The following is a 25026-nucleotide window of genomic DNA, read 5'->3' on the forward strand; positions in this document are numbered from 1 at the left end:
GTGCAGAGGCGGCGATCAGGAGGCCCGCAAGAATGAGGTTTGTCGTGCGCATGGGAAGGAAACGCGCGCGCGAGGCCCCCTGTTCCCGCAGGTGGCAATCACGATTTGCGGTAGCGGATCAGCGAGAAATGGCCCATCGGCGGCATGGGACGGCGCTCGGTGAGCGCGACGCCGCCGTGCCTTGCGGCCCAGCCCTCGAGGCGCGCCCACGGGAATTCCGGGCGCCAGCCGAGGCGGCGGGCGATGGGCGCGAAAGCGAGCTCGAACAGCTTGCGAGGGCCGCTCTCCGCACCGATGTGGTTGACCAGGATCAGCTCGCCGCCGGACTTGAGCACGCGCATGAACTCGTCGAGCGTGCCTTCGGGATCGGGCACGGCGGTGATGACATATTGCGCCACCACGGCGTCGAAGAAATCATCGGGGAAGGCGAGGTTCTTCGCATCCATCACCGAGAGCACTTCGACGTTGGAGAGGCGGAGCGAGCGCACGCGCGCCTGCGCCTTGCGCAGCATCGGCTCGGAGATATCGACGCCGCAGACCTTGGTGGTGCGCGCGTATTCGGAGAGCGAAAGACCGGTGCCGACGCCGACGTCGAGGACGCGGCCGCCGATGCGGTCGGCCTCCGCGATGGTCGACTGCCGGCCGGCGTCGAACACCTTGCCGAATACGAGATCATAGACCGGCGCCCAGCGGCCATAGGCCTTCTCGACCCCGGCCCGCGAGATGTCTGCTGCCATGCCCCTGCCCTTACTTCACCTCTCCACAACAGGAGAGGTGAACCCAGCCCAATGAGTTGTGCTTGATGTCGTCATTCCCTCAGCCGCGCACGGCTTCCGCGAGCGGGCGCGATGTGCCCGTGCCGACCTTGGCCGCGGCGCTCTGGATGAAGCCGCCGCCGAGCACGCGGGCCTGGCCGCTCGCTGCGTCGTAGAACACGCAGGCCTGTCCCGGCGAGACGCCCTCCTCGCCGGCGACGAGCTCGACCTCGTAACGGCCGTTGCTGCCGCGCAGCCATGCCGGTTGGGGGCTGCGGGTCGAGCGCACGCGCACGAACATCTCAAGGCCGCTTCCGATGGCGCGGTCGATGTCGCCGTCGCCGATCCAGTTGACGTCGCGAAGTGCGATGCGGTGCATCTTCAGCGCCTCGCGCGGGCCGACCACGACGCGGCGGGTCGCCGCGTCCAGCCGCACCACGAACAGCGGCGCATGGGCTGCGATGCCGAGGCCGCGGCGCTGGCCGACGGTGAAATTGGCGATGCCGTTGTGCCGGCCGAGCACGCGGCCCTCGAGATCGACGATGTCGCCGGGGTCCATCGCATTGGGGCGCAGGCGCGTGATGATGTCGGTGTAGCGGCCGGTCGGCACGAAGCAGATGTCCTGGCTGTCGTGCTTGTCGGCGACCGCAAGGCCAAAGCGGCGCGCGAGCTCGCGCGTCTCGGGCTTGGTCATGTCGCCGAGCGGAAAGCGCAGGAAGTCGAGCTGTTCCTGCGTGGTCGCGAACAGGAAATAGCTCTGGTCGCGGTCGGCGTCGGCCGCACAGACCAGCGCGCGTGAGCCGTCGCCCCGGCGGCGCGAGGCGACGTAATGGCCGGTGGCGAGCGCCTGGGCGCCGAGCTCGCGGGCGGTCTTCAAGAGGTCGCGGAATTTGACGCTGCGGTTGCACTCGATGCAGGGCACCGGCGTTTCGCCGAGCGCGTAAGAGTCGGCGAAATTGTCGATGACGGACTCGCGGAAGCGGTCCTCGTAGTCGAGCACGTAATGGGGAATGCCGAGCTTGGCCGCGACGTCGCGGGCGTCGTGGATGTCCTGGCCGGCGCAGCAGGCGCCCTTGCGGTGGGTGGCCGCGCCATGGTCGTAGAGCTGCAGCGTGATGCCGACGACGTCGTAGCCCTCAGCCTTCAAGAGCGCAGCCGTCGTCGAGGAATCGACGCCGCCCGACATGGCAACGACGACCCTGGTGTCCTCGGGACGGCCTTCGAGATCCAGACTGTTGAGCATGGGCCCTGGAGCGTTGTGACGGCGGCGACGCGCGATCCGCGATATTGCTTTCTCGGGGGACGGCGGCGATCCCCCGGAACCTTGGTTCCCGAAGAGCACGACTGCCCAAGTCGAAAGCGGCTGAGAGTAGCCTCTTTAATATAGGCGGCATTCCGGTGAAGCAATCACGCGAGCCCCCGCTTAGGGCAATTCTTGCCGGGGCGGCAGAAATGACGGGGTCGCAGCCGGCTGGCCGGCGATGGACCCACATCATCAAGCCATTGATTACATTGATGAAATCGACGCCTTAGGTGGCTGGCCCGCTCCTTGCTCCCTCTTGATGCGAAGTTGCTTGCAAGGGGTTGCCTGTGGTCGGTCGGATGTCAGATGTCGTGGCAAGCGTGCAAATCCAGAGCGCGCAGCAGAAGCCTGCCCGGTCGCAAGCTCCGAAGGACACGCCCGCGAGCGAGGCTTTCGGCTCGCTGGTCGACAGCAACACGCAGGCCATCGGCAACAACGCGCCGGCGCAGGACAGCGCGCCGCGCCGGAGCGAGCAGACCTCGTCCTCCCCGGCGGCCGAGCGGCCGTCGCGCGACACCTCGTCCACGGACCAGACTTCGCAGAGCAAGGCGAGCGACGATACCGACCCTTCCGCGCCGGCGGAGAATGGCAGGGGCGAGGCGTCCAGCGATCCGGCCAAGGACGCCGGCAAGGTCAAAGACAAGTCCGAGACGGCGGACGCCAAATCGGCCGACAAATCCGACGAGACCGAGACCGACGCGACTGATGGCACCGAGGTCCTCACCGCCGCCGTCGAGGCGGCTGCCGCCGCGCCGTCCGCGACGACGCAGACCGCCCTGCCCGACCCCGGCATCATCGTTGCCGCGCCGGTCGTCCCGGTCGACCCGAATGCAGCTGCGAACCAGGCTGGCGATGCCGCCGCCGCGCCGCTCGCGATCGCCGCGTCAGGTCTTGCCGCCAGCGCCTCCATCGCGGCCCAGATCGCCGGCACCAAGACCGATACCGCCACGGCGAGCGCCAAGGCCGCAGGCGCCGAGGTCGATGCCGAGACCACGACGACGCTCGGCGAGGCCGCCGCCGGCACGACCGAGACCGCCTCGACCGATGGAAAAGCTGGTGGCGGACTGATCGCCGCGGTCAGCCAGGGCACGCCCAAGACCGCGTTCAAGGATGCCGCCACGGCGCAAGCCCAGACCGACATCTCGAATATCGGCCAGGACACCGGCAAGACGAACCTCGCCACGGCGCAGGCACCCGCCAGCGCCGCGCATGCGCAAGGCGTCAAGCCGCAGCCCGATAGCGTCGCGACCGACGCCAAGGCGGGCCCCGCCGACCGCGCCGCCGATCCGGCCCAGGCCACGTCGGCCGCGCCGGCGCATGCCGGCCCGCAAGCCACGATCGCTCCGACGGAGACCAGCGCGCAGGCCGCTTCTACCGTGCAGGCGCCGCTGACGAATGCGACCTCGGCGGCCACCGCATCAACCGCGACGCTCACCGCGACCGCGGCGACCCACACTACGGCGGTGCCGATCAGCGGCATCCCGATCGAGATCGCAGCCGCCATTCGGTCCGGCAAGTCGCGGTTCGACATCAGCCTCGATCCGGCCGAGCTCGGCCGCATCGATGTGCGCATCAACGTCGACCGCGCCGGCAACGTCACCTCGCATCTCACCGTCGAGAAGCCGGAGACGCTGCAGATGCTGCGTCAGGACGCGCCGCAATTGCAGCGCGCGCTCGACGATGCCGGCTTCAAGACCGGCAGCAACGGTCTGTCCTTCAGCCTGCGCGACCAGAATTCATCGGGCCAGCACTCAGGCCAGAACAACGACAATGGCGGCAATGCCCGCCGCCTGATCATCAGCGAGGACGACAGCGTTTCCACGGCGCCCATCGGGCGCGGCTATGGCCGCATGCTCGGATCGAGCAGCGGCGTCGACATCAGAGTGTGAGGAGTATCTGGCAATGACCACCACGAATGCCGCCACTTCGCCCCCGGTCGTCTCCGGGACGACCGACCTGCCGAAATCCTCGTCGAGTTCGTCGATGAGCTCGACCACGGGGTCGACGCTCGCCGGCAATTTCCAGACCTTCCTGACCCTGCTGACGACGCAGCTGCAGAACCAGAACCCGCTCGATCCGCTCGACACCAACCAGTTCACCCAGCAGCTGGTGCAGTTCGCCGGCGTCGAGCAGCAGCTCAAGACCAACGAATCGCTGGCCCAGCTCGTCACCCTGCAGCAGACCACGCAGGCGACCCAGGCGCTGGGCTTCGTCGGCAAGACCGCGCTGGTCGACGGCTCGACCGCGACGATGACCAACTCGACGGCTGTCTGGCATCTCAACGTGCCGACCGACTCCACCGTCGAGATCTCCATCGCCAATTCGAGCGGCCAGACCGTGTTCAACGGTAAATATACCGCGGCCGCCGGCAACGACATTCCCTTCACCTGGAACGGGATGGGCAATGACGGCACGCAATGGCCCGACGGCAAGTACACGATCTCGGCCACGGGCAAGGACGTCGCGAACAACAATGTCGGCATCGCCGCGCAGGTGCAGGGCCTGGTGTCGTCGGTCGATCTGACCCAGTCGCCGCCGCTGCTCACCATCGACGGCGCCAGCTACACGCTGAGCCAGGTGAAGAGCATCATTGCGACGAGCAATTGAGGGAGCGCTGCAGCGACAAGTTCGGTGTCATCCCCGCGAAGGCGGGGATCCATAACCCCAGGGAGCAATTGTAGCGCGCAGCTGGTAACCCCGAGTCTTCGTCAAAACTACTCCCTGGGGTTATGGATCCCGGGCTCGCGCTCTGCGCGCCCCGGGATGACTATCAGGGTCTTTGCGACACCACCGCAGACCCCGTTCGTTAGCAAAGTATTTACCTTCTGCCCCGCTCAGCCGGCCGAGACTGCGTCTTTCGCCCGCCGAGTCGGCCGCGTTCCCGCAAGATTCAACGAGAATTGTATTGAACCCTTAGGCTTAGCGGATTTTTAAGCCGCGGGGGTTACGGTTACGGCGTGAGTTCAGTGGTTGAGAGTTTGTGAGTACGCCATGACAGAACCCCATCGCCCGAGGGTAAAATACGTCATCGGGCCGGACGGCAGTCCGTTGACGATCGCGGATCTGCCTGCACCCGGCACCAAACGCTGGGTCATCCGCCGCAAGGCCGAAGTCGTCGCCGCTGTCCGTGGCGGACTTCTCTCCCTGGAGGAGGCCTGCAGCCGTTATACCCTGACGGTCGACGAATTCCTCTCCTGGCAGTTTTCCATCGACCAGCACGGTCTGGCGGGTCTTCGCACCACCCGCATCCAGCAATATCGCCAGTAGGCGATCCGGAATTCTGCGGTTATTGACGAAAATCGGCCTCGCTCTGCGAGGCCGATTTTTTTCATGATGCACTTTTGTCCGACCTCTTAACCTTCGTTAACCATATCGAAACCATCACCTAGGCAATAATTGCCCAGTCGACCGCTCGGTTGCGGGTCGGATTGGTCGGGGCGGTTGCTTGCAAGGTCTTGCGGACTTCTTAAAAAGTATCGGTGCCGCCCGGTTCGGGGCGATGATCGCGGTCACCGCCGCGCTCATCGGCTTCTTTGCCTTCGTCATCATGCGTGTCACCACGCCGCAGATGACGACGCTGTTCACGGACCTGTCAGTCGAAGACTCCTCCAGCATCATCAAGGACCTGGAACGCCAGGGCATCCAGTTCGAGATCCGCAATGAGGGCTCCATCATCATGGTGCCCAAGGACAAGGTCACGCGTCTCAGGATGAAGCTCGCCGAGGGCGGCCTGCCCAAGGGCGGCGGCGTCGGCTACGAGGTGTTCGACAAGTCGGACGCGCTCGGCACCACCTCCTTTGTCCAGAACATCAATCATCTGCGCGCGCTCGAGGGCGAGCTCGCCCGCACCATCCGCGCCATCGACCGCATCCACGCCGCCCGCGTCCATCTGGTGCTGCCCGAGCGCCCGCTGTTCGCCCGCGAGGCGCCGGAGCCGTCGGCCTCGATCGTGGTCCGCGTCCGCGGTGCGCTGGAAGCCCAGCAGATCCGCGCCATCCGCCACCTCGTCGCCTCCGCCGTCAACGGCCTGAAGCCGCAGCGGGTCTCGATCGTCGACGAGGCCGGCCAGCTGCTCGCCGACGGCGCCCAGACCGATCCGGAACAGGCGATCGGCGAGGAACGCCGCATCGCCTTCGAGAAGCGGATGCGCAAGCAGGTCGAGGACATCGTCTCGTCCGTGGTCGGCTCGGGCCGCGCCCGCGTGCAGCTCTCCGCCGATTTCGACTTCAACAAGGTCACCCAGACCTCGGACAAGTTCGATCCCGAGGGCCGCGTGCTGCGCTCGAGCCAGACCCGCGAAGAGCAGAGCATGACCGCCGACAACAACGGCCAGGTCACCGTCAACAACGAGCTGCCCGGCAACCAGCAGAACAACGGCGTCGCGCCCAAGGACCAGAGCAAGAAGACCGAAGAGACCAACAATTACGAGATCTCCCGCACCACCAAGACCGAGGTGACCGAGGCCGGCCGGGTCAACCGCATCTCGGTCGCGGTGCTGGTCGACGGCATCTACAGCAAGAACGACAAGGGCGAGCTGGCCTACCAGGACCGCACCAAGGAGCAGCTCGACCGCATCGCCGCGCTGGTGCGCTCGGCGATCGGCTTCGACCAGAAGCGCGGCGACCAGGTCGAGGTCGTCAATCTGCGCTTCGCCGACGCGCCCTCCACTGCCCCGATCGGCGAGCCCAGCGGCTTTCTCGGCATGCTGCAGTTCACCAAGGACGACGTCATGTACTTCGTCGAGCTCGGCGTGATGATGCTGCTCGGCCTCGTCGTGCTGTTCCTGGTGATCCGCCCGCTGGTCAAGCGCATTCTCGCCTCCGACGAGGTCGCCGCCGCCATCTCCGGCGTGCTGACGGGCTCAGCCGCCTCGGAAGAGGCCGCGCCGGCCGGCCAGCCGCTGCTGCCGAGCGGCGGCACCAGCGCCATCGACGTCGCCACCATTCAGGGCCAGGTCCACGCCCAGTCCGTTCACCGCGTCGGCGAACTCGCCGAACGCAATCCCAACGAAACCGTCGCAATCATCCGCCAGTGGCTGACTGAGCCGACGAAATAACCAAAGCCAAGTGCATCAAGAAGTGATCTGACATGGCCGCCTCCTTGCAAAACGCCAACTCCAACGACATCACCAGCGTGATCTCCACGCTCGGTCAGCGCGCCGGCAGCCGTGAGGGCGGACCCAAGACCGAAGGTCTGACCGGGCCGAGGCGCGCCGCGATCCTGATGCTGGCGCTCGGCGAGCAATATGGCGGCAAGATCTGGAGCCTGCTCGACGACGACGAGGTCCGCCAGCTCTCACTGGAGATGTCGACGCTCGGCACCGTCGAGGTCGACACCGTCGAGGACATGCTGCTCGAATTCGTCTCGCGCATGTCGGCCTCGGGCGCACTGATGGGCAATTTCGACGCCACCGAGCGGCTGCTCCAGCAATACCTGCCGCCGGAACGCGTCAACGGCATCATGGACGAGATCCGCGGTCCCGCCGGGCGCAACATGTGGGAGAAGCTCTCCAACGTGCAGGAAGAGGTGCTCGCCAACTACCTCAAGAACGAATACCCGCAGACCATCGCCGTGGTGCTGTCGAAGCTGAAGCCGGAGCACGCCGCGCGCGTGCTCGGCATCCTGCCCGAGGAGCTCGCGCTCGACGTCGTCAACCGCATGCTGAAGATGGAGGCGGTGCAGAAGGAGGTGATCGAGAGCGTGGAGAAGACGCTGCGCACCGAATTCATGTCCAACCTGTCGCAGACCCGCCGCCGCGACGCCCACGAGGTGATGGCGGAAATCTTCAACAATTTCGACCGGCAGACCGAAACCCGCTTCATCACCTCGCTGGAAGAGGACAACCGCGAATCCGCCGAGCGCATCAAGGCGCTGATGTTCACCTTCGACGACTTGGTGAAGCTCGATTCCGGCTCCGCCCAGACCTTGATGCGCAACGTCGACAAGGACAAGCTCGGCGTCGCACTCAAGAGCGCCAACGAGGACGTCCGCAACTTCTTCTTCGGCAACATGTCCTCGCGCGCGGCCAAGATGCTCCAGGACGACATGGCGGCGATGGGTCCCGTGCGCCTGCGCGACGTCGACGAAGCCCAGGCGCTGCTGGTCAATCTCGCCAAGGACCTCGCCGCCAAGGGTGAGATCATGCTGACCAAGAACCGCGCCGACGACGAGCTGGTGTACTGATGGCCGCTCCGGCAAAATTCCTGTTCGATACCGACTTCGCGGCGCCCGAGCGGGCGACGCGCGAGAAGGCCGCGACCGCGGCAGAGATCGCGCAGAAGGTCGCGGAAGCCGAGGCCCGCGCCTATCAGGACGGCTTTGCCGCCGGCCAGCGCGAAGCCAAGGCCGAGAGCGACCGCCGCGTTGCGCTCGCCATGGAAGAGATCAACATCGCGATTCGGGGCGTCGCCTCCGGCATCGGCAACATCGAGACCAGGATGGAGACCGAGGCGGTCGAGGTCGCGGTCGCGGTGGCGCGCAAGCTGTGCGCCGACCTTGTCGCCGCCGAGCCGCTCGGCGAGGTCATCGCGCTGGTCAAGGACTGCTTCTCGCATCTGGTCGCGACGCCGCATCTCGTCGTCCGCATCAACGATTCGCTCTACGACAGCGCGCGCGAGAAGATCGAGCGGCTCGCCAAGCAGAGCGGCTTCGAGGGCCGGCTGGTGATCCTGGCCGAGCCGGAAATTGCCACCGGCGACTGCCGGATCGAATGGGCCGATGGCGGCGTCGTGCTGGAGCGCGGCGCCATCGCGGCCAAGATCGACGAAATGGTCGGACGCTATATCGCGTCCCGCAGGGGGAGCTAAACCATGAGCGACACCGACGGACAGGTTCCGCTGCCCGATCTCAACGGCCCGATGCCGCCTGCCGGCACCGACGTCGGCTACAACGAGGACGAATATGCGGCGCGTGCCGCCGCCGACCTCGAGGCGGTGTTCGACGTGCCGGTGCAGGTCTCGGCCGTGCTCGGCCGCTCCAAGATGGACGTCGGCGAGCTCCTGAAGCTCGGACCGGGCACCGTGCTCGAGCTCGACCGGCGCGTCGGCGAGGCCATCGACATCTACGTCAACAACAAGCTGGTCGCCCGCGGCGAGGTCGTCCTGGTCGAGGACAAGCTCGGCGTGACCATGACGGAAATCATCAAGGCCGAACGCGGCTGACAAAGGACATGACGCGCGACGGCGCGAGCAGACGGATAGGAGACTGACATGCGGCTTCTCATCGTTGGCACATTGAAGGGCCAGCTCACCACCGCCACCAAGATCGCGATGGAGAACGGCGCCACCGTGACCCATGCCGAGGATCACGAGCAGGCGATGCGCGTGCTGCGCGGGGGCAAGGGCGCCGACCTCCTGCTGGTCGACGTCGCGCTCGACATCCGCGACCTCGTGCTGCGGCTGGAAGCCGAGCACATCCACGCCCCGATCGTCGCCTGCGGCATCACCAACGACGCCCGCGCCGCGGTCGCCGCGATCCATGCCGGGGCCAAGGAATACATCCCGCTGCCGCCGGATCCGGAGCTGATCGCCGCGGTGCTGGCTGCTGTCGCCAACGATTCCCGCGAGCTGGTCTACCGTGACGATGCGATGGCAAAGGTGATCAAGCTCGCCCAGCAGATCGCCGGCTCGGACGCCTCGGTGATGATCACCGGCGAATCCGGCACGGGCAAGGAAGTGCTGGCCCGCTACGTCCACTCCCGCTCGGCCCGCGCCAAGCGCCCGTTCATCTCGATCAACTGCGCCGCCATCCCGGAGCACCTGCTGGAATCCGAGCTGTTCGGCCACGAGAAGGGCGCCTTCACCGGCGCGGTCGCCCGCCGCATCGGCAAGTTCGAGGAGGCGACCGGCGGCACGCTGCTGCTCGACGAAATCTCGGAGATGGACGTCCGCCTGCAATCGAAACTGCTGCGCGCCATCCAGGAGCGTGTGATCGATCGCGTCGGCGGCACCAAGCCGGTTCCGGTCGACATCCGCATCATCGCGACCTCGAACCGCAATCTCGCCGAGGCCGTGCGAGAGGGCACGTTCCGCGAGGACTTGCTGTTCCGCCTCAACGTCGTGAATTTGAAGATCCCGCCGCTGCGCGAGCGTCCCGCCGACATCCTCGAGCTCGCCCAGCACTTCGTGAAGAAATATGCCGAGGCCAACGGCGTGCCGCTGCGTCCGCTCTCGGCCGAGGCGCGCCGCGTGCTCTCCGCCAACCGCTGGCAGGGCAACGTCCGCGAGCTCGAAAACACCATGCACCGCGCGGTGCTGATGGCCCAGGGCGACGAGATCGGGCCCGACGCCATCATCACCCCGGACGGCGACCGCCTCGACCTCGCCAAGACCGCACCTGCCGTGGCACACGCGACCATGGCCGCCGAGCAGGTGACGCGCGCGCTGGTGGGGCGCACCGTCGCCGACGTCGAACGCGACCTGATCCTGGAGACGCTGAAGCACTGCCTCGGCAACCGCACCCATGCCGCCAACATCCTCGGCATCTCGATCCGCACGCTGCGCAACAAGCTCAACGAATATGCCGACGGCGGCATCCCGATCCCGCCCGCAGGCACGCCCGGGGAATATCCGCGGATGCCGATGATGGGGGCGTAGGCGCCCGCGACCATCGAGCGGACGCGAATGCCCGGGCCAAGTCCGGGCATTTTCGTTTGGCGCAGGCCGCCACCCCGTCATTGCGAGCGCAGCGAAGCAATCCAGAATCCTTTGGCGGCGACAGACTGGATTGCTTCGCTGCGCTCGCAATGACGAACCTCAGGAGCGTCCTTCGCATGACCGAACCGCGCCACGTGACTATGCCATCCGCGCGGCACGCCCTATAACCCCGCCCGAAAACCACGCGAGGGACCACATGTCTGAAGCTCAAATCACGGATTGGCTGGCGTCGCAGAAGCAGGCGATGATCGACCTGCTGCGCGACGTCGTGAACATCGATTCCGGCTCCTATGACAAGGAAGGCGTCGATGCGGTCGGTGCGCGGTTCGAGCGGTACTTTGCCGAGCATGGCATTCCGTTCCGGCGCGAGGCCAACGCCACCTTCGGCGACGCGATCCATGCCGAGGTGGCAAAGCCCGGCAGCAACGAGAAGCCGGTGCTGTTGATGGGACACCGCGACACCGTTTTCGGCAAGGGCGAGGCCGGGCGGCGTCCCTTCACGATCCGGGATGGCCGCGCCTATGGACCCGGTGTCGCCGACATGAAGTCCGGCCTCGTCATGAACGTATTCGTGGCCGCCGCCTTCCAAAAGTTCGGCGGCGCACCGCATCCGATCAAGGTGCTGATCACCTCCGACGAGGAGATCGGCTCGCCCTCCTCGCGCCCGGTGATCGAGCGCGAGGGACGCGCGGCCCGCGCGGTGTTCAATTCCGAGCCGGGCCGGCCCACGGGCAACGTCGTCACCGGGCGCAAGGGCGGCATCTTCATGCACATGGCCATCACCGGCAAGGCCGCGCATTCCGGCGCCAACTTCGCCGCCGGCGTCAGCGCCATTGGCGAGCTCGCGCACAAGATCGTCCAGATCCACGCGCTCACCGACCTCGACAAGGGCATCACGCTCAATGTCGGCCTCATCTCGGGCGGGCAGTCCGTCAACACGACGGCACCTTACGCGGAAGGGCAGATCGACCTGCGCTATGTCGATCCGGCCGATCGCGCGCGGATCATGGGTGCGATCGAAAAGATCGTCGCGACCTCCTACGTGCCGGGCACCAGCGCGACGCTGTCGATCAAGGGCGAGTTCGTGCCGGTGGTGCAGAGCGCGGACTCGAAGGCGCTGTTCGAAGGCTATCAGTCCGCCGCAAGGCAGGTGGGCCTCACCACGCTGCAGGGCGAGTTCTCCGGCGGCTGCGCCGATTCCGGCTTCACGGCCGCCGTGGGCACGCCGACCATTTGCGGTCTCGGCCCGGTCGGCGGGCTCGCGCACACGCCGGAGGAATATCTGGAGATCGACAGCATCGTGCCGCGCGCGCAGGCGCTGGCGCTGGCGATTCTGCGGGGGTGAACACAGGTGCGTAGGGTGGGTTAGCCCTGCAGATGCGCAAAGCGCATCTGCTCGGCGTAACCCACCTCGTCGTTTTCCGTGGAGACAAACAGTGGTGGGTTACGCCTACGGCTAACCCACCCTACGAGACCCTCACGAATAGCTCGGCGCATCCGGCTTGCGGAAGATGTGGATGGGATCGCCCGGCACGATCGGAGAGCCAGAGAACATCGCGTAGGCGTAGAGCGCGAGATAGGCGATCGCGAGCGCACCGACGGCGTAGAAGACAAAGGTAGCCACGCGCTTCATCGTTCCCCTCCATGCGTCCGGCGGGACAGCCGAGGAGCGCTTCTAGAGCGACGAGGCGGAAAAGGCCAGCCTTGCGCGAGGCTCGCCGATGGCGATCAAATGCCGCGCCGGCCGCGCGCGGGAAGGCTGACATCGGCGAGCCGGGCCGCGTCTTCGTCCTGGTCGACCGCCACGTACTGGCCATGCCAATAGGCCAGCGCGGCGGTGCGGGTCGAGCTCCTGATGTCCCGGACACGGCCGATGACGATGCCGTGCGAGTGGCGCTCGACGATCTCCTCGACTTCGCAATCGAAGGCCGAGAGCGCGCCGGCCAGCAGCGGGACACCAGAGACTGCCGTCACCCACTGGCTGCCTGCAAAGCGATCCGCACCCTTCAGCCCGCCCTTGCCGGCAAAGCGTTCGGCAATGTCGAGTTGGTCAGCATTGAGGATATTCACGCCGAAGGCGCCGTGGCGGCGGATCAGCGGAAAAGACGAGGCGTCGCGGTTGATGCTGACCAGCAGCGTCGGCGGCTCGACCGACAGCGAGGTGACCGAGGTCACCGTCATGCCGGAGATGTCCTTGCCCCGCCCGGCCGTGATGACGCTGACGCCGCCGGTGAGGTGGCGCATGGCGCCGCGGAAATCGGCGGACGAGACGGGAATTTCGGTCATGAGCTCGCGGGGCACTACATTCATGGCGCTACTCCCCGCAAGCGGGGTTCCCTCTATTTAGGTACGATCGTCCGCCGACAACAGGTGGCTCAGGATCGAGCCTTCGAGCCCGGCAAGCTCGGCCGAGCCGCGCTGGCGCGGCCGGGCGGCGTTAACCGTGACGTCATGGGCGATGCGGCCCTCCTCGATGACGAGCACGCGGTCGGCCAGCGCCACGGCTTCCGAGACATCGTGGGTCACCAGGATCGCGGTAAAGCCCTGATCGCGCCAGACCCGCTCCAAGAGGCGCTGCATCGAGATGCGGGTCAGCGCGTCCAGCGCGCCGAGCGGCTCGTCGAAGGCGAGCATGCGCGGGCGCGAGACCAGCGCGCGGCCGAGCGCGACGCGCTGCTTCTGGCCGCCCGAGAGCACCGAAGGCCATTGGTCGCGCTTGTCAGCGAGGCCGACCTCGATCAGTGCCTTCTCGGCGCGGGCATGCGCATCGCTCGAGGCACGATCGCGGCCGAGGCCGACCTCGACATTGGCGAGCACGCGGGCCCAGGGCAGCAGCCGCGGCTCTTGGAACATCACGCGGATGTCCTCGGGCTGGATCTCCTGACCGAAGCTGATGCTGCCCGCATCGATCTTGTCGAGGCCGGCGATCAGGCGCAGCAGGGTGCTCTTGCCGCAGCCGCTCTTGCCGACGATCGCGACGAACTGGCCGGCGGGAATGTGCAGGTCGATGCCGCGCAGCACCTCGTTGTCACCGAAGGATTTGCGCAAGCCGCGGATGCTGAGCGGCAGGCCGCTGGCCTGAACTCGGTGTTCTTCTTGCCGCTCCTCGCGCACCACGCGGGCGTGAGGGGCGAAAGTGGCGCGGCCGGCGAGCTCGGTCTCGGGAAGAGAGGTACGAAGCGCTGTCTGCATGTGATTCCCAGTATTTTCGCTCAACGTTTCTGGAAGGCGGGGTGCCAGGAGAGCGTCAGACGCTCCAGCACGCGGGAGGCGCTGTCGGCGAGCTTGCCGAGCAGGGCGTAGATCAGGATCGAGAGCACGACGACGTCGATCAGCATGAACTCGCGCGCTTGCATCGCCATGTAGCCGAGGCCGGAAGAGGCCGCGATGGTCTCGGCGACGATTAGCGTCAGCCACATGATGCCGAGCGCAAAGCGGATGCCGACGAAGATCGAGGGCAGCGCGCCCGGGAAGATGACGCGGCGGAACAGTTCGCCATCGGTCATGCCGTAGATGCGGCCCATCTCGATCAGCTGCGGATCGACGGTGCGGATGCCGTGCAGCGTGTTGAGATAGATCGGGAAGAACACCCCGAGCGCCACCAGGAAGAGCTTTGCGCTTTCGTCGATGCCGAACCAGAGGATGACCAGCGGGATCAGCGCCAGATGCGGCACGTTGCGCACCATCTGCAGGGTGGTATCGGTGAGCCTGGCCGAGAGCTGCGACAGGCCGTTGGCGAGGCCGAAGGCGAAGCCGATGCTGCCGCCGATCAAAAAGCCGACCGAGGCGCGCCAGAACGACACCCAGATGTTGCGGACGAGCTCACCGGAGACCAGCAGCTTCCAGCCCGCGAGCACGACGTCGCTCGGGGCCGGCAGCACCCGCGTCGGCACGAAGCCGGTGACGCTCGCGACCTGCCAGACCGCGATGATGGCGAGCGGCACGATCCACTGGATCAGGCCGTCGGCCCGCGGCAGGCGGATGCTGCGCGGAAGCGAAATGCTGTCGATCAGGCTCATGACTGCGACACCCGGTGCTGCGGACGGAAATCGCTGCCGACGGTCTCGCCGAACGGACCGCCGTTGAAATGCAGCTTCGTCACGTTGCTCGGCTGCTCCAGCGCGAGCAGCGGGAACACCAGCTCGGCGAAGCGATAGGCTTCCTCGAGATGCGGATAGCCCGACATGATGAAGGTATCGATGCCGAGATCCTGATACTCCTTGATGCGGGCCGCAACCGTCTGGGCGTCGCCGACCAGAGCCGTGCCGGCGCCGCCGCGGACGAGGCCGACGCCGGCCCACAGGTTCGGCGCGATCTCGAGCTTGTCGCGCTTGCCGCCGTGGAGCTGCGCCATGCGCTGCTGACCGACCGAGTCCATACGGGCAAAGTTCTTCTGGGCCAGCGCGATGGTGTCGTCGCTGACGTGCCTGATCAGCTCGTTTGCGGCGTGCCAGGCTTCTTCGTTGGTCTCGCGGACAATGACGTGTAGACGGATGCCGAAGGAGAGTTTGCGGCCACGAGCGGCGGCAACCTCCCTCACCTTCGCGATCTTCTCGGCGACCAGCGCCGGCGGCTCGCCCCAGGTGAGATATTTGTCGACGGTGTCCGCCGCGACGTCGATGCCGGCATCGGAGGAGCCGCCGAAATAGAGCGGGGGCCGCGGCGACTGCACGGGGGGAAACAGCAGCTTGCCGCCCTCGATGCGGATGTGCTTGCCCTCGGCGTTCACCGTCTTGCCGGCGAGCAGGTCGCTGTAGACGCTGAGGAACTCGCGGGTGACCTCGTAGCGCTCGTCGTGGCCGAGGAAGATGCCGTCGCCCTTGTTCTCGACGGGATCGCCGCCGGTGACGACGTTGACGAGAAGCCGGCCGTTCGAGACGCGATCGAGCGTCGCGGTCATGCGCGCGGCGACGCTCGGCGATTGCAGGCCGGGCCGAACGGCGACGAGATAGCGCAGCCGCTCGGTGAACGGCGCGACCGAGGACGCAACGATCCAGGAATCCTCGCAGGATCGCCCGGTCGGCAACAGCACGCCGAAATAGCCGAGCTGATCGGCGGCCTGCGCGACCTGGCGCAGATAGTTGAAATTGACCTCGCGGCCGCCGATGCCGGTGCCGAGATAGCGGCCGTCGCCGTGGGTCGGCAGGAACCAGAGGATGTTGGCGTTTGATTGCTTGCTCATGAGTGTGCTCACGTTCCCGGCTTCCGCGCCACGTCGGAAATCTTGATGGATTTGGGGATCAGGCCGAGCGCGAAGAACGCGTCGGCCACCTGCTGCTGGTCGGCGATGACGGCATCGGTGATCGGCTTGATGCCGTAGGACTGGCGCTTCAGGGCCACCTCGACCACGGGGACCGGGAGACCGATCGAGGGAGCCAGCTGCTCGGCTACGGCGCGGATGTCGCCCTTGGCCCAATCATCGACCGCGCTGAGTTCGGCGAGCACGGCATCGACGATCTTCGGGTTGGCTTCGAGGAATTTCTTGGAGGCGAAGTAGAACTGGTAGTTGGCCACGATGCCGCTGCCATCGGCCAGCGTGCGTGCGCCGGTGGCCGCTTCCGCCGCGGCCTGGAACGGATCCCAGATCACCCAGGCATCGACTGCGCCGCGTTCGAAGGCGGCCCGCGCGTCGGCTGGTGCCAGGAACACGGTCTCGATCTCCGAGTATTTGACGCCGGCTTTCTCAAGCGCCTTGACGAGGAGATAGTGGACGTTGGAGCCCTTGTTGAGCGCGACCTTCTTGCCCTTGAGGTCGGCAACGGATTTCAGCGGACTTTCCTTCGGGACCAGGATCGCCTCGCCCTTCGGCGCCGGCGGCTCGTAGGCCACATACTGGATCGGCGCGCCGGCGGCCTGCGCGAAGATCGGCGGAGCTTCGCCGGTGTTGCCGAAATCGATCGCGCCGACGTTAAGCGCTTCGAGCAGCGGCGGACCGGACGGAAATTCGGTCCACACCACCTTGTAGCCGTCAGCGGCGAGCTTCGGCTCCAGCGTGCCCTTGCTCTTGAGCAGCACCAGCTTGCCGTACTTCTGGTAGCCGATGCGGACCACCTTATCCTGACCGTAGGAGGTGCCGACGGCGGCCGCGACGATGCCGATCGACAGCACGATGGCTGCGATCACGCGTTGAACGATGCGCTTCATGTTCAGACCTTTTTGAACGGGAAGAGTTGTCGGCACGGTCAGGCTGCCGGGTTGCGCCAGACGATGTCGCGAATGACGATCGGCTTCGGGATCAGGCCGAGCTTGTAGAAGCGGTCGGCGACGCCCTGCTGCGTCGCGATGATCTCGTCGGTGACGGGGCCGACCACGAAGTTCGCGCGATTGGCGGCGACGGTCTGGATATCCAAGGGAACGCCGGTGATCGCGGCGAGCGATCTTGCGACCTCGTCGCGGTGCTGCTCGGCCCATTGGCCGGCCGCGGTCGTCACGTCGACGATCTGCTGCAGGATCGCCGCATGGTTCTTCGCGAACTCGCGGTTGGCGATGTAGAAGGAATTGGTCTTGGTGACCTCGCGCGCATTGATCAGGATGCGGCCGTTCTGCTTGGTCTCGCCGATGGCGAAATAGGGATCCCAGATCGCCCAGGCCTCGATGCTGCCATTGGCGAAGGCGGGGCCGGCATCCGGCGGCGTCAGGTAGACCGGTGTGATGTCGGCATAGGTGAGGCCGGCCTTCTCCAGCGTCTGCACTACGACGTTGTGGGCGCTGGAGCCCTTGGTGAAGCCGATGCGCTTGCCCTTGAGATGGGTGATGTCGCGGATCGGCGAATCCTTGGGCACCAGGATGCCCTGGCCGTTGGTGATGGGCTGACCGGCGGCGTAGACGATCGCCGCGCCCGCGGCCTGGGCGAACACAGGCGGGGAATCTCCGACCGCGCCGAAATCGACGCTGCCGACGTTCATCGCCTCCATCATCGGCGGGCCCGAGGAGAACTCGATCCACTTCACCTCGATGCCTGAGGCTGCGAAATGTCTTTCCAGGGCAGCCTGCTGGCGCGTGATGACCAGCACGCCGGTCTTCTGGTAGCCGATACGAATTTCCTTCACCGCCCCTTGCGCGATCGCAGGCGATGCGAACGCGGCGGCGGCCGCAGTTCCAACCGAAAGTTTCAGAAAGTCTCGACGCTGCATTCCACACTCCCGGCCGCGTGCGGCCGTCATCATTCACGTTTGCCGAATGATGGTGCGCGTCATCGGAAGTGTCGAGACGTCCGGGAAAATAGCGATGCGAGCACTGCGCTGCATGCCGCGCGCGTGACTAATCTTTCAAGCGGCGAAGCGAATGAGGATGGAATTTTTCTGCACGCGAATGTGAGAGCTCCACGGATTTGGTCGGGCGGTCTTTGGCGCGAAACATAAAACGCGAAAACAACCCCATGCACAGTAGACGAGACGTGCAAGATCAACGACTTACGAATTATCCGAAATTTGTTTGACCTGTCGGGCAAAACAGCGGCAGAATGGCACGATTGCAGCCTTGGGGGAGAGGCTCCTTACCGGCCTATTGCTCCCACCTCACCGGCAGATTCTGCAGTCCGCGGAAGGCCCAGCCGCCGATCCGCACCTCTTCGTCCTCGGCAAGCTCGATGCGCGAGGCGCGCGCGAACAATGTCGGCAGCGCGACGTCGGCGATCATGGCGCGCGAGGCGAAGGCGCCGGCGCAGAAATGCGGGCCGGCGCCGAAGGCGACGCTCTTGGAGGTGTCGCGCCGCACGTCGAACTGATCGGCGCGCTCGAAATGCTTTTCGTCGCGGTTGGCGGAGCCGAACATCAGGAATACGCGTTCGTCGAGCTCGAACGACACATCGCGAATGGTCCAGGGTTTTGCGATGCGGCGCGGCGACATGCCGATCGGCGAGATCCAGCGGGCATATTCCTCGAAGGCCTGCAGCCACGACACCTCGCCGCGCAGGACCAGATCGAGCTGGTCGGGATGGGTCAGCAGCGCCCAGACCGTGCCGGCGATCGCCTTGCGCGGCTCGTTCTGGCCGCCGGAGATGGCGAGCTTGACGTTGGCGCGCACGCTCTCCATCGCCATGTCCGAGGCGAGCAGCACGCCCAAAATGCTCTGGTCGGGATGCTTGCGCATCACCGGCAGGATGTCGTCGATCGCGGCGTCGATGCCCGCGGTTGCCGCATGACAGCGCGCCTCGACCTCAGGGTCGCCTGCATAATTGGCGATGCCTTCGATCATGCCTTGCGACCACGCGTCCATGTCCTGAAAGCCGATATTGGTGAGGCCGGTGATCGACTTCAGGCATTCGCCGGAGAACGGCAGCGCGAAGTCGTGCATCAGATCGATCCGGCCCGGTTCAAGCGAAGCGATGATGCGATCCGCATGGGACTGGAACTGTGCGGTCCAGTAGCCCTTCACCGTCTTCGGTGAGACCGTCGGAAACATCGCCCGGCGCTCGACGAGATGCGCCTCGCCATCCTTGCGCATCATGTTGTGGCCCATCAGCCGGTTCATCAGGCCGGCGGGCTGGTGCGAGGAGAACACGTCGATCTGCTTCTCCGAGATCGAGATGTCGTCGCGGCTCGTCAGCAGCGTCGAGCCGAGCTGCGGCACGAAGGCGATCGGCGCCTCCTTCCGCATCTTGGCGAGCATCGGATAGGGGTCGGCCCAGAAGGCAGCCGGGTCGATCTCGATGCGCGGCGCGGTGCTCAAGCTTCGCTCCCTTGTCGTCTCCTCGATACCAAGGCTAGCGCCTTTCAGTTGCCGCCGTCTGTCCCCATGGATTGGGACAGGCGGGCCAAAAGCTGCCTTTATCCGCTTTCAACTCAGATGGCAGCTCCGGCCAGCAAGAAAGCGCCGCCAAGCGCGACCATCACAAGTCCAGGCCAGTTCGATTTGACGCCGAAGCCGCTACCGGGCCTTTCAGGCTCCAGCGTGTCACGCCCGGAGCGAAGCCACTTCCCACCACTGAATCGACCTCGCCAAATGGGCTGAAACGCCATTTGGAATAGGCCGCCGAAAACAAGGAGCACTCCAAGCCATATGAGGATCATGCTCGCCTCCTCTACCCGCGAACGCCGATAGGTTGATGCGCCGAGAACCGTGGTCCATTCAGCGCTGCCCCCGGCTTACGGGATCAGACCGACCTTGAAAGCCGCCGGGACAACCTCTGACCTGTCAAATAGTTGATATATGGACATGATTTCTGCTAGCCGTCCATCCGGGCCGGCTTGGGAAATAGTAGCAATTGGTTCCGCCGAAGCGGATTGGTATCAAGGGCCTTGGGCGGGCGAAGCACGAAGGCTGCTGCAGAAATGCACGCCGCGCGTCTGAAAGATCAGTCGAATCTGATGGGTCCAGCGCAGCAATGACGGGCATCGACTTCGAGCAGATCGTGGACCGCATCCACGAGGCAGCGACCGTTCCGGAGCTCTGGCCTGATGTCCTGGAGAACATCGCTCATGCCGCGGGCGCGCATGGCATGGTCATGATCACCTCGGACTCCGATCAGTGGTCCGGTGTCTGGAATGGTGTCGTGACGTCGCCGTCGATCCGCGAGGCTTTCTCGGCGTTCCTGCGTGGCGACCTCTCCAGCCGGACGGAGACGACCCCGCGACTCCTGGCGCTTGATCACCCCGGCTTCGTCGGCGAGCACGAGGCATTTTCGCCGGAGGAATGGGAGCGCGATCCATATCGGGTGGAATGGAACAAGAAGTGGGGCTTCGAACACGCCTGCGCGACGGCGGTCCGCAGCCCGTCCGGTGAGATCATCGTCTTCCACATGGAAAGACTGGCCGGCCGCCCCGCCTTTTCGCGGCAGGATCTCGATTTTCTCGACCGCTTTCGCCCCCATCTCGCGCGGGCGGCTTTGCTGTCGACACGCTGGCGCCTCACCCGGATGCGGGCGGCAACCGAGGCGCTGTCGCTGGTCGGCTTGCCGGCCCTCGCGATCACGCGCTCCGGGCGGGTTCTGACCGCCAACGCCTTGATCGAAGCCATGACCGACCTTCTGCAATGGTTGCCGAAGGACCGGATCGCGATCAAGGACCGCGCCGCCGACACCCTGCTGCGCGCCGGCCTCGCCCAACTCGATGCGCCGGACAAGGCCGTGTGCTCCTTCGCCGCGCGTCGCGCCAGCGATCTCGATCGGGTGGTGCTTCATCTGGTTTCGATGCCGGGCGAGGCCCGCGATCTCTTCGATGGAGCGGTTGGCCTCCTCATCGCGACGCCGGTCACCGCCTCACAGGCCCCGAGCCTCGCCCTCATTCGCGGCCTGTTCGACCTCACCCCGAGCGAGGCGCGCGTTGCGCGCGGAATCGCGCAAGGACAGACGATCGGCGACATCGCCGCGCATCACGGGCTCAGCCGCGAAACCATCCGCACGCAGGTCAAGGCCGTCCTCGCCAAGACGGGAACGCGAAACCAGAAGAGCGCAGCTGCCCTCTTCGGCGCGATCCCCAAATTACCGCTGAGAGATTGACGCCGGACTTGTCCGGTGGCGTGCGTCGGCAGGGACAAGCTTCGCTTCACCCAAATGGGTGAAGACACAGGCCGGCGCTCCGGGTTCAACTCCGCCCAAATTGGATGTCTGGCGAGAAGCGGCGGCGATGGCGGGACCGGAATTTCCGATTTTCGAAGTGACCCTGGCGCAGCGCAGGCGCAGGACATGGAGCTGGAGCGTCTGCACCATTCAAGGCGCGGTGGTGATGCAGGGCCGGGAAGCCAGTCGACCCGCAGCAAAGTACCAGGCCGAGAGAGCGCTGTTCATGCTGCTGCTCACCGCGCCCTATCGTTCCCGACTTTCCGCATAGCAAGGAGCTCCTCGAGCGCTGCAGGGTTGCCAGTGTGCGGGACAGCAAGCTAAGCGTCGGTCGGCGAGCGACCATGCGTCAGCCAATGGTCGATCTGCCAGGTCTCGTAACCGAGCAATTCGCCGAAGCACCGTTCTCGATCATCGGACCAGGCTCCGGGCTCGTTCAGCAGCGCAAGCATGGCGTCAATCCGCCACTTGTGACCGGGCAATGTGTAGAACAGCATCCGATATTCGAGCTGCGGCGCCCCAGGACATGGCTCGATCAGCTCGCGCTTCGTCAGGCGGCCTTCAGCGACATGCCGGTCGAACATGCGCCACTACCGAATACAGATGTCCGGCTCCTGGCCGACGATATCCATGAAATATGCGAGGGGCTTGGTGCCCCGGAGCATCAGGCCGAGCTCTCTGTTGGTGTGAACCAGATAGGGCACTTGACGACGCCGTTTGGAATGCATGTCGAGCATGATGGCGACGCAACGTTAATTTCCGCTGAGGGACCCCGCGCGAACGTCCTGAGCGAAAGGCAACGACGGCTTCCGGCTCAATCCGGACAATTGCAACGAATTTCACGGTGTGCCCTCGTGACGGTGGGCGTCATGATGGCCAAGGCGTCCAGCAAAGAAACGGCTAACCACGTTGCAACGACCGCACGCGCGAGAGCATGGAGGAGAAATCAACTCATGATAGTATCGGCCTTGTCAGCCGACCAAAGGGAACTGCCGTGACTGAAATGACCAAGCTTCGATCTCGACTTCTGTTGATTGCCTTGTGGGTCAGTCTCGTCGGAGCTCTCGTCGTTTTCTTTGCGTTCGCCAACACACCAGGCGGAAGCGGTGGTTCATCCTGGGTCTTTAATCTGATCGTGTCTTGGTTGCCGTTCCTGGTGCTGGTGGGCGCCTGGCTATGGTACTCGCGCACGATCCGGCGCTCATCATCCGGGGCGAGCTGGGTCGATCTATACGAGCAGCAGGTCGCGGAAAACAGGCGAACCAATGCATTGCTGGAGAGGATCGCGACCGCTCTGGAAAAGCCGTCTCCTGGTTAGCGCGAACACCGGGCATCGCGGGGACGAAGTCATGCGCTCGGGCATTGCCGCCGACATCCTGCTAGTTGTTCTGGCACTCGCAGCCGCCGTCGTCAGCCGGCCAGCGGCTGCCGACGATCGACAAGTCTGTTTGGAACGGACGAAGGAAGCCTCTGCCGAGATCATCGCTGCCTGCACACGCGCGATCCAGAGCGGAGACTACAACGGCGAAGACCTGTCAAGTTTGTATCATGCGCGTGGCTGTTCCTGGCCATGGACAAGCTTCGCCGATCGCGATGACCGCGCCCTGGAAGATTTCACCGCGGCGATCCGGGTAAACCCGAAAGCTGGCGGCTCACTGCTCAACCGGTCGCACATCTACAACCAACGGCACGACCACGACCGGGCAATAGCGGACGTCGACCAGGCATTCGAAGCCGGCCTGTCAGACCATGGAAAGCGGGTCGGATACGGCGAGCGCGGCTACGCCTATCAAAGGAAAGGGGACAACGACCGCGCCATTGCCGACTATACCGCCACCATCCAGCTGAATGCGAACAATAGCTTCGCTCTCATGGCCCGGGGCAACGCCTATTTTGCCAAAGGCGATTTTGACCGTGCCATTGCCGACTACAACCGGGTGATCGCAGTTGATCCCGAATATGCCCACGACTATGCCGCCTACGGCAGCCGCGCGATTGCGTACCTGCGCAAGGGCGACCTCCGCCAGGCCTTCGCGGACGTCGACCGGAAGCAGGCGCTATCCTGGCTCGCTGCCGGCGTCTTTCTGGCAGCGCTGATCTGGCTTTGTTGCCGAGGGGGCGCACGGTCGTTCGGATGGCGGTCTGGACGAACGATCATCGAGATGTGCGAACAGCAGCTGGTCGACTTGCGGCACACAAACGCCGCCCTGGAGAAAATCGCGGCGGCTGTCGAGAAGCGATCGTCGGGTTAGCTCGGGTTCGTCGGACGTTCGGCCGCGCCGACGTTGCTAACTTCCGGAATGGCCGTCAGAGCCGCCGGACCAACCATCATTCTGGCCGGGTCCAAAGTTCGTATTGTTTCGATCCGGCGGGACCCTCATGCCCTGGTAAAAGGCGTAGCCAATGACTCCCAGCAAGGCGACCAGGCAGATAGGTGCAAGAAGCCAGTCTGGCATGTTCTCATCCTCGGATCGGCCCTACGTGCCGCAACCGCATCGGATGATAGGCCAAATGCTTCAACTAAAGTTGGATGGACACAGACATCGCGGACTTGGAGCCCCTAGTTCAGGCCGCGCGGACCCGTCAGCAGGCGCAGCACAATTCCGAATAATTCGCTCTGCGAGGAGATGCCGAGCCGCTCATAGGCGCGCTTGCGGTAGGTCAGGATCGAATGCAGGCTGATGCCGAGCGCCTGCGAAATCGCCTCCGAGCTGAAGCCTCCGAGGATATGGCGGCAGACCTCCTGCTCGCGCAGGGTGAGCGCGGAGAGCGGCTTGCGCGTCGCGAACAGGGACGCAAGATCGGACGTCGGCTTCTCCTGGAAATGGCGGGCGACGCTGGCTGCGATCGCCGGTGCGATCGCCCCGAGCCGCTCGCGCTGGGCGGCGCTGAAGCGGCCCTGCGCGGCGATCCGATAGAAGTTGACGTAGAAGCAGGTGTCACCGGTCCAGATCGCGGTCGCACATTTGTCGACGATGCCGGAATCCTGGAAGAAGATCTTGCGATAGCGCGCGCCGTACATGCGCGGCGCGAAGCGAGGCAGCATGATCGGCGCGCCGCCCTCGCCTTCGAACAGCGCATCGCGGTTGGGATCCGTTTCGTGGAACTGGCCGGCATAGGCGGCGCCGAGATCGGCGCCGATCGAGATGTTGCCGGCATCGAGCAGGCAGCTTGCCGCGCCGGCCCGGCTCAGCGCGAACACCATGCAATGGCCGACATCGGCCTGCCGGCGCAGCGTGTCGATGAGCACATCGGGAAAATCGGAGCGGCCGATGGCGAGCACCGCGGGCGTGACATCGCCGGCCGACGGATGAAAGGTTGTCCCGTTGGGTCGCACCGTATTCCTCCGCAAGACGCTCTTTTGCGAGAGGATAGCAGCAACGGAATCTTACCGGAAGCGCTCACGAGCACCGCCGCCCAGGGCCGCTCGGCTGTTGCAGACACCATTGGCGGGTCTCACGCTGCGCCTCCCCCTTCGAGACGGCATCGTCGCGATTTTCTCAGATGAGGCTGATCCGATGGCCCCACCGAGTCACTTCACCCTGTGCCTGAAAGCAATCTCGCGCAGATGACTGAAAAGCTTTGAGAGCCGCTTCAAGCGCTCACTCACGAGCCCGCAGAGAAGCATCAGCCACGTTGCGAGCGCGACACACCACAACAGAAATTCCAATGCTGCGGGCATGAGGGCACCTTTCGAAACGTGTTGCGAAACAAAGGCGGGGCACTGATGCTCGTTGAAAAACGCGAGCGCTGCGTCTGCGTTATCAGCCTTTATGGCCTCTCGCGCTGCCGCGATCATGATCGCCTCCGCTGCCG

Annotated in this window: 26 protein-coding genes; 14 read left to right on the top strand and 12 right to left on the bottom strand. The window is 65.3% G+C overall.

All coding sequences use genetic code 11. The annotated features are described in order from the left end of the window. Positions 1-98 precede the first annotated feature (98 nt). Both I6F09_RS35230 and mnmA read right to left on the bottom strand, forming a co-directional pair. Positions 99-737, bottom strand: a complete 639-nt coding sequence (locus tag I6F09_RS35230) for a methyltransferase domain-containing protein (RefSeq protein ID WP_109142574.1) — start codon at positions 735-737, stop codon at positions 99-101. 79 nt (positions 738-816) lie between these two features. After that, positions 817-1998, bottom strand: coding sequence for a tRNA 2-thiouridine(34) synthase MnmA (mnmA, locus tag I6F09_RS35235; RefSeq protein ID WP_225190086.1), 1182 nt, complete (start codon positions 1996-1998; stop codon positions 817-819). A 371-nt stretch (positions 1999-2369) separates the two neighbouring features. On the opposite strand from mnmA, the gene I6F09_RS35240 reads away from it, so the two are divergent. The 9 genes from I6F09_RS35240 (at position 2370) to I6F09_RS35280 (ending at position 12057) form a co-directional block, all read left to right on the top strand. After that, entirely contained in the window at positions 2370-3947 is a 1578-nt protein-coding gene (locus I6F09_RS35240; RefSeq protein ID WP_346730143.1) for a flagellar hook-length control protein FliK, read from the top strand. Between the two features lie 13 nt (positions 3948-3960). Beyond that, positions 3961-4665 (top strand): flagellar hook capping FlgD N-terminal domain-containing protein, encoded by a 705-nt coding sequence (locus I6F09_RS35245; RefSeq protein ID WP_225190088.1) that lies wholly within the window; start codon positions 3961-3963, stop codon positions 4663-4665. Positions 4666-5049: 384 nt separating this feature from the next. Continuing rightward, positions 5050-5325 (top strand): DUF1153 domain-containing protein, encoded by a 276-nt coding sequence (locus tag I6F09_RS35250; protein WP_002714638.1) that lies wholly within the window; start codon positions 5050-5052, stop codon positions 5323-5325. Between the two features lie 178 nt (positions 5326-5503). After that, entirely contained in the window at positions 5504-7114 is a 1611-nt protein-coding gene (gene fliF / locus I6F09_RS35255; protein ID WP_225190089.1) for a flagellar basal-body MS-ring/collar protein FliF, read from the top strand. Positions 7115-7146: 32 nt separating this feature from the next. Next, positions 7147-8241 (top strand): flagellar motor switch protein FliG, encoded by a 1095-nt coding sequence (gene fliG / locus I6F09_RS35260; RefSeq protein ID WP_035999044.1) that lies wholly within the window; start codon positions 7147-7149, stop codon positions 8239-8241. Next, positions 8241-8864 carry a FliH/SctL family protein gene (locus tag I6F09_RS35265; protein ID WP_035999041.1) on the top strand — a complete coding sequence of 208 codons (624 nt, stop codon included), beginning with the start codon at positions 8241-8243 and terminating at the stop codon, positions 8862-8864. Before fliG ends, I6F09_RS35265 begins: the two co-directional genes overlap by 1 nt. A gap of 3 nt (positions 8865-8867) precedes the next feature. Beyond that, a complete protein-coding gene (fliN, locus tag I6F09_RS35270) occupies positions 8868-9218 on the top strand; it encodes a flagellar motor switch protein FliN (RefSeq protein ID WP_035704875.1) in 351 nt (116 codons plus the stop codon). A 48-nt stretch (positions 9219-9266) separates the two neighbouring features. Beyond that, entirely contained in the window at positions 9267-10652 is a 1386-nt protein-coding gene (locus I6F09_RS35275) for a sigma-54 dependent transcriptional regulator (protein WP_025034232.1), read from the top strand. 256 nt (positions 10653-10908) lie between these two features. Then, positions 10909-12057 (top strand): M20 family metallopeptidase, encoded by a 1149-nt coding sequence (locus I6F09_RS35280; protein ID WP_225190090.1) that lies wholly within the window; start codon positions 10909-10911, stop codon positions 12055-12057. Positions 12058-12189: 132 nt separating this feature from the next. On the opposite strand, the gene I6F09_RS35285 is transcribed toward I6F09_RS35280, so the two are convergent. From I6F09_RS35285 to I6F09_RS35320, 8 genes are all read right to left on the bottom strand, one after another. After that, positions 12190-12345: a hypothetical protein gene (locus tag I6F09_RS35285; protein ID WP_225146495.1), complete on the bottom strand. Its 156-nt coding sequence runs from the start codon at positions 12343-12345 to the stop codon at positions 12190-12192. Between the two features lie 95 nt (positions 12346-12440). Then, positions 12441-13022 carry a flavin reductase family protein gene (locus tag I6F09_RS35290; RefSeq protein ID WP_225190091.1) on the bottom strand — a complete coding sequence of 194 codons (582 nt, stop codon included), beginning with the start codon at positions 13020-13022 and terminating at the stop codon, positions 12441-12443. 33 nt (positions 13023-13055) lie between these two features. Next, a complete protein-coding gene (locus tag I6F09_RS35295) occupies positions 13056-13904 on the bottom strand; it encodes an ATP-binding cassette domain-containing protein (RefSeq protein WP_225114787.1) in 849 nt (282 codons plus the stop codon). 20 nt (positions 13905-13924) lie between these two features. Further along, positions 13925-14731, bottom strand: a complete 807-nt coding sequence (ssuC, locus tag I6F09_RS35300; RefSeq protein WP_035999023.1) for an aliphatic sulfonate ABC transporter permease SsuC — start codon at positions 14729-14731, stop codon at positions 13925-13927. Continuing rightward, positions 14728-15894 carry an FMNH2-dependent alkanesulfonate monooxygenase gene (gene ssuD, locus I6F09_RS35305; RefSeq protein WP_225114788.1) on the bottom strand — a complete coding sequence of 389 codons (1167 nt, stop codon included), beginning with the start codon at positions 15892-15894 and terminating at the stop codon, positions 14728-14730. Before ssuD ends, ssuC begins: the two co-directional genes overlap by 4 nt. 8 nt (positions 15895-15902) lie before the next feature. Next, positions 15903-16856: a sulfonate ABC transporter substrate-binding protein gene (locus tag I6F09_RS35310; protein ID WP_035999020.1), complete on the bottom strand. Its 954-nt coding sequence runs from the start codon at positions 16854-16856 to the stop codon at positions 15903-15905. A gap of 38 nt (positions 16857-16894) precedes the next feature. Beyond that, the gene (locus tag I6F09_RS35315) at positions 16895-17845 is read right to left on the bottom strand and encodes a sulfonate ABC transporter substrate-binding protein (protein WP_225190092.1); all 951 of its coding nucleotides are present in this window, start codon (positions 17843-17845) and stop codon (positions 16895-16897) included. 370 nt (positions 17846-18215) lie between these two features. After that, a complete protein-coding gene (locus I6F09_RS35320; protein WP_225190093.1) occupies positions 18216-19382 on the bottom strand; it encodes a cytochrome P450 in 1167 nt (388 codons plus the stop codon). A 655-nt stretch (positions 19383-20037) separates the two neighbouring features. Between I6F09_RS35320 and I6F09_RS35325 the strand changes: the two genes are divergently transcribed. The 5 genes from I6F09_RS35325 to I6F09_RS35345 all read left to right on the top strand — a co-directional run bounded on the left by I6F09_RS35325 (position 20038) and on the right by I6F09_RS35345 (position 23462). After that, entirely contained in the window at positions 20038-21150 is a 1113-nt protein-coding gene (locus I6F09_RS35325; RefSeq protein ID WP_036022142.1) for a helix-turn-helix transcriptional regulator, read from the top strand. Positions 21151-21277: 127 nt separating this feature from the next. Further along, positions 21278-21481 carry a hypothetical protein gene (locus I6F09_RS35330; RefSeq protein WP_050995847.1) on the top strand — a complete coding sequence of 68 codons (204 nt, stop codon included), beginning with the start codon at positions 21278-21280 and terminating at the stop codon, positions 21479-21481. An 85-nt stretch (positions 21482-21566) separates the two neighbouring features. Then, a complete protein-coding gene (locus I6F09_RS35335) occupies positions 21567-22208 on the top strand; it encodes a hypothetical protein (RefSeq protein WP_225190094.1) in 642 nt (213 codons plus the stop codon). After that, positions 22205-22528, top strand: a complete 324-nt coding sequence (locus I6F09_RS35340) for a hypothetical protein (protein ID WP_225126228.1) — start codon at positions 22205-22207, stop codon at positions 22526-22528. Before I6F09_RS35335 ends, I6F09_RS35340 begins: the two co-directional genes overlap by 4 nt. A 31-nt stretch (positions 22529-22559) precedes the next feature. Then, positions 22560-23462, top strand: coding sequence for a tetratricopeptide repeat protein (locus tag I6F09_RS35345; protein WP_074447710.1), 903 nt, complete (start codon positions 22560-22562; stop codon positions 23460-23462). A gap of 308 nt (positions 23463-23770) precedes the next feature. Here I6F09_RS35345 and I6F09_RS35350 read toward each other — a convergent pair whose 3' ends face one another. Together I6F09_RS35350 and I6F09_RS35355 are read right to left on the bottom strand one after the other, a co-directional pair. Then, the gene (locus I6F09_RS35350) at positions 23771-24547 is read right to left on the bottom strand and encodes a LuxR C-terminal-related transcriptional regulator (RefSeq protein ID WP_225190095.1); all 777 of its coding nucleotides are present in this window, start codon (positions 24545-24547) and stop codon (positions 23771-23773) included. Between the two features lie 195 nt (positions 24548-24742). Continuing rightward, positions 24743-25009, bottom strand: a complete 267-nt coding sequence (locus tag I6F09_RS35355; protein ID WP_225190096.1) for a hypothetical protein — start codon at positions 25007-25009, stop codon at positions 24743-24745. Positions 25010-25026 lie beyond the last annotated feature (17 nt).

It is taken from the genome of Bradyrhizobium sp. IC3195 (assembly GCF_020193585.1).
In the GTDB taxonomy this organism is placed as follows: Bacteria; Pseudomonadota; Alphaproteobacteria; order Rhizobiales; family Xanthobacteraceae; genus Bradyrhizobium; species Bradyrhizobium yuanmingense.

Excerpts from the sequence above, each read along its gene's own strand:
- I6F09_RS35230 (WP_109142574.1), bottom strand. The coding sequence starts at position 737 with ATGGCAGCAGACATCTCGCGGGCCGGGGTCGAGAAGGCCTATGGCCGC.
- mnmA (WP_225190086.1), bottom strand. The coding sequence starts at position 1,998 with ATGCTCAACAGTCTGGATCTCGAAGGCCGTCCCGAGGACACCAGGGTC.
- I6F09_RS35245 (WP_225190088.1), top strand. The coding sequence starts at position 3,961 with ATGACCACCACGAATGCCGCCACTTCGCCCCCGGTCGTCTCCGGGACG.
- I6F09_RS35250 (WP_002714638.1), top strand. The coding sequence starts at position 5,050 with ATGACAGAACCCCATCGCCCGAGGGTAAAATACGTCATCGGGCCGGAC.
- fliG (WP_035999044.1), top strand. The coding sequence starts at position 7,147 with ATGGCCGCCTCCTTGCAAAACGCCAACTCCAACGACATCACCAGCGTG.
- I6F09_RS35265 (WP_035999041.1), top strand. The coding sequence starts at position 8,241 with ATGGCCGCTCCGGCAAAATTCCTGTTCGATACCGACTTCGCGGCGCCC.
- fliN (WP_035704875.1), top strand. The coding sequence starts at position 8,868 with ATGAGCGACACCGACGGACAGGTTCCGCTGCCCGATCTCAACGGCCCG.
- I6F09_RS35275 (WP_025034232.1), top strand. The coding sequence starts at position 9,267 with ATGCGGCTTCTCATCGTTGGCACATTGAAGGGCCAGCTCACCACCGCC.
- I6F09_RS35280 (WP_225190090.1), top strand. The coding sequence starts at position 10,909 with ATGTCTGAAGCTCAAATCACGGATTGGCTGGCGTCGCAGAAGCAGGCG.
- I6F09_RS35285 (WP_225146495.1), bottom strand. The coding sequence starts at position 12,345 with ATGAAGCGCGTGGCTACCTTTGTCTTCTACGCCGTCGGTGCGCTCGCG.
- I6F09_RS35290 (WP_225190091.1), bottom strand. The coding sequence starts at position 13,022 with ATGAATGTAGTGCCCCGCGAGCTCATGACCGAAATTCCCGTCTCGTCC.
- I6F09_RS35295 (WP_225114787.1), bottom strand. The coding sequence starts at position 13,904 with ATGCAGACAGCGCTTCGTACCTCTCTTCCCGAGACCGAGCTCGCCGGC.
- ssuC (WP_035999023.1), bottom strand. The coding sequence starts at position 14,731 with ATGAGCCTGATCGACAGCATTTCGCTTCCGCGCAGCATCCGCCTGCCG.
- ssuD (WP_225114788.1), bottom strand. The coding sequence starts at position 15,894 with ATGAGCAAGCAATCAAACGCCAACATCCTCTGGTTCCTGCCGACCCAC.
- I6F09_RS35310 (WP_035999020.1), bottom strand. The coding sequence starts at position 16,856 with ATGAAGCGCATCGTTCAACGCGTGATCGCAGCCATCGTGCTGTCGATC.
- I6F09_RS35315 (WP_225190092.1), bottom strand. The coding sequence starts at position 17,845 with ATGCAGCGTCGAGACTTTCTGAAACTTTCGGTTGGAACTGCGGCCGCC.
- I6F09_RS35325 (WP_036022142.1), top strand. The coding sequence starts at position 20,038 with ATGACGGGCATCGACTTCGAGCAGATCGTGGACCGCATCCACGAGGCA.
- I6F09_RS35330 (WP_050995847.1), top strand. The coding sequence starts at position 21,278 with ATGGCGGGACCGGAATTTCCGATTTTCGAAGTGACCCTGGCGCAGCGC.
- I6F09_RS35335 (WP_225190094.1), top strand. The coding sequence starts at position 21,567 with ATGGTCGATCTGCCAGGTCTCGTAACCGAGCAATTCGCCGAAGCACCG.
- I6F09_RS35345 (WP_074447710.1), top strand. The coding sequence starts at position 22,560 with ATGCGCTCGGGCATTGCCGCCGACATCCTGCTAGTTGTTCTGGCACTC.
- I6F09_RS35355 (WP_225190096.1), bottom strand. The coding sequence starts at position 25,009 with ATGATCGCGGCAGCGCGAGAGGCCATAAAGGCTGATAACGCAGACGCA.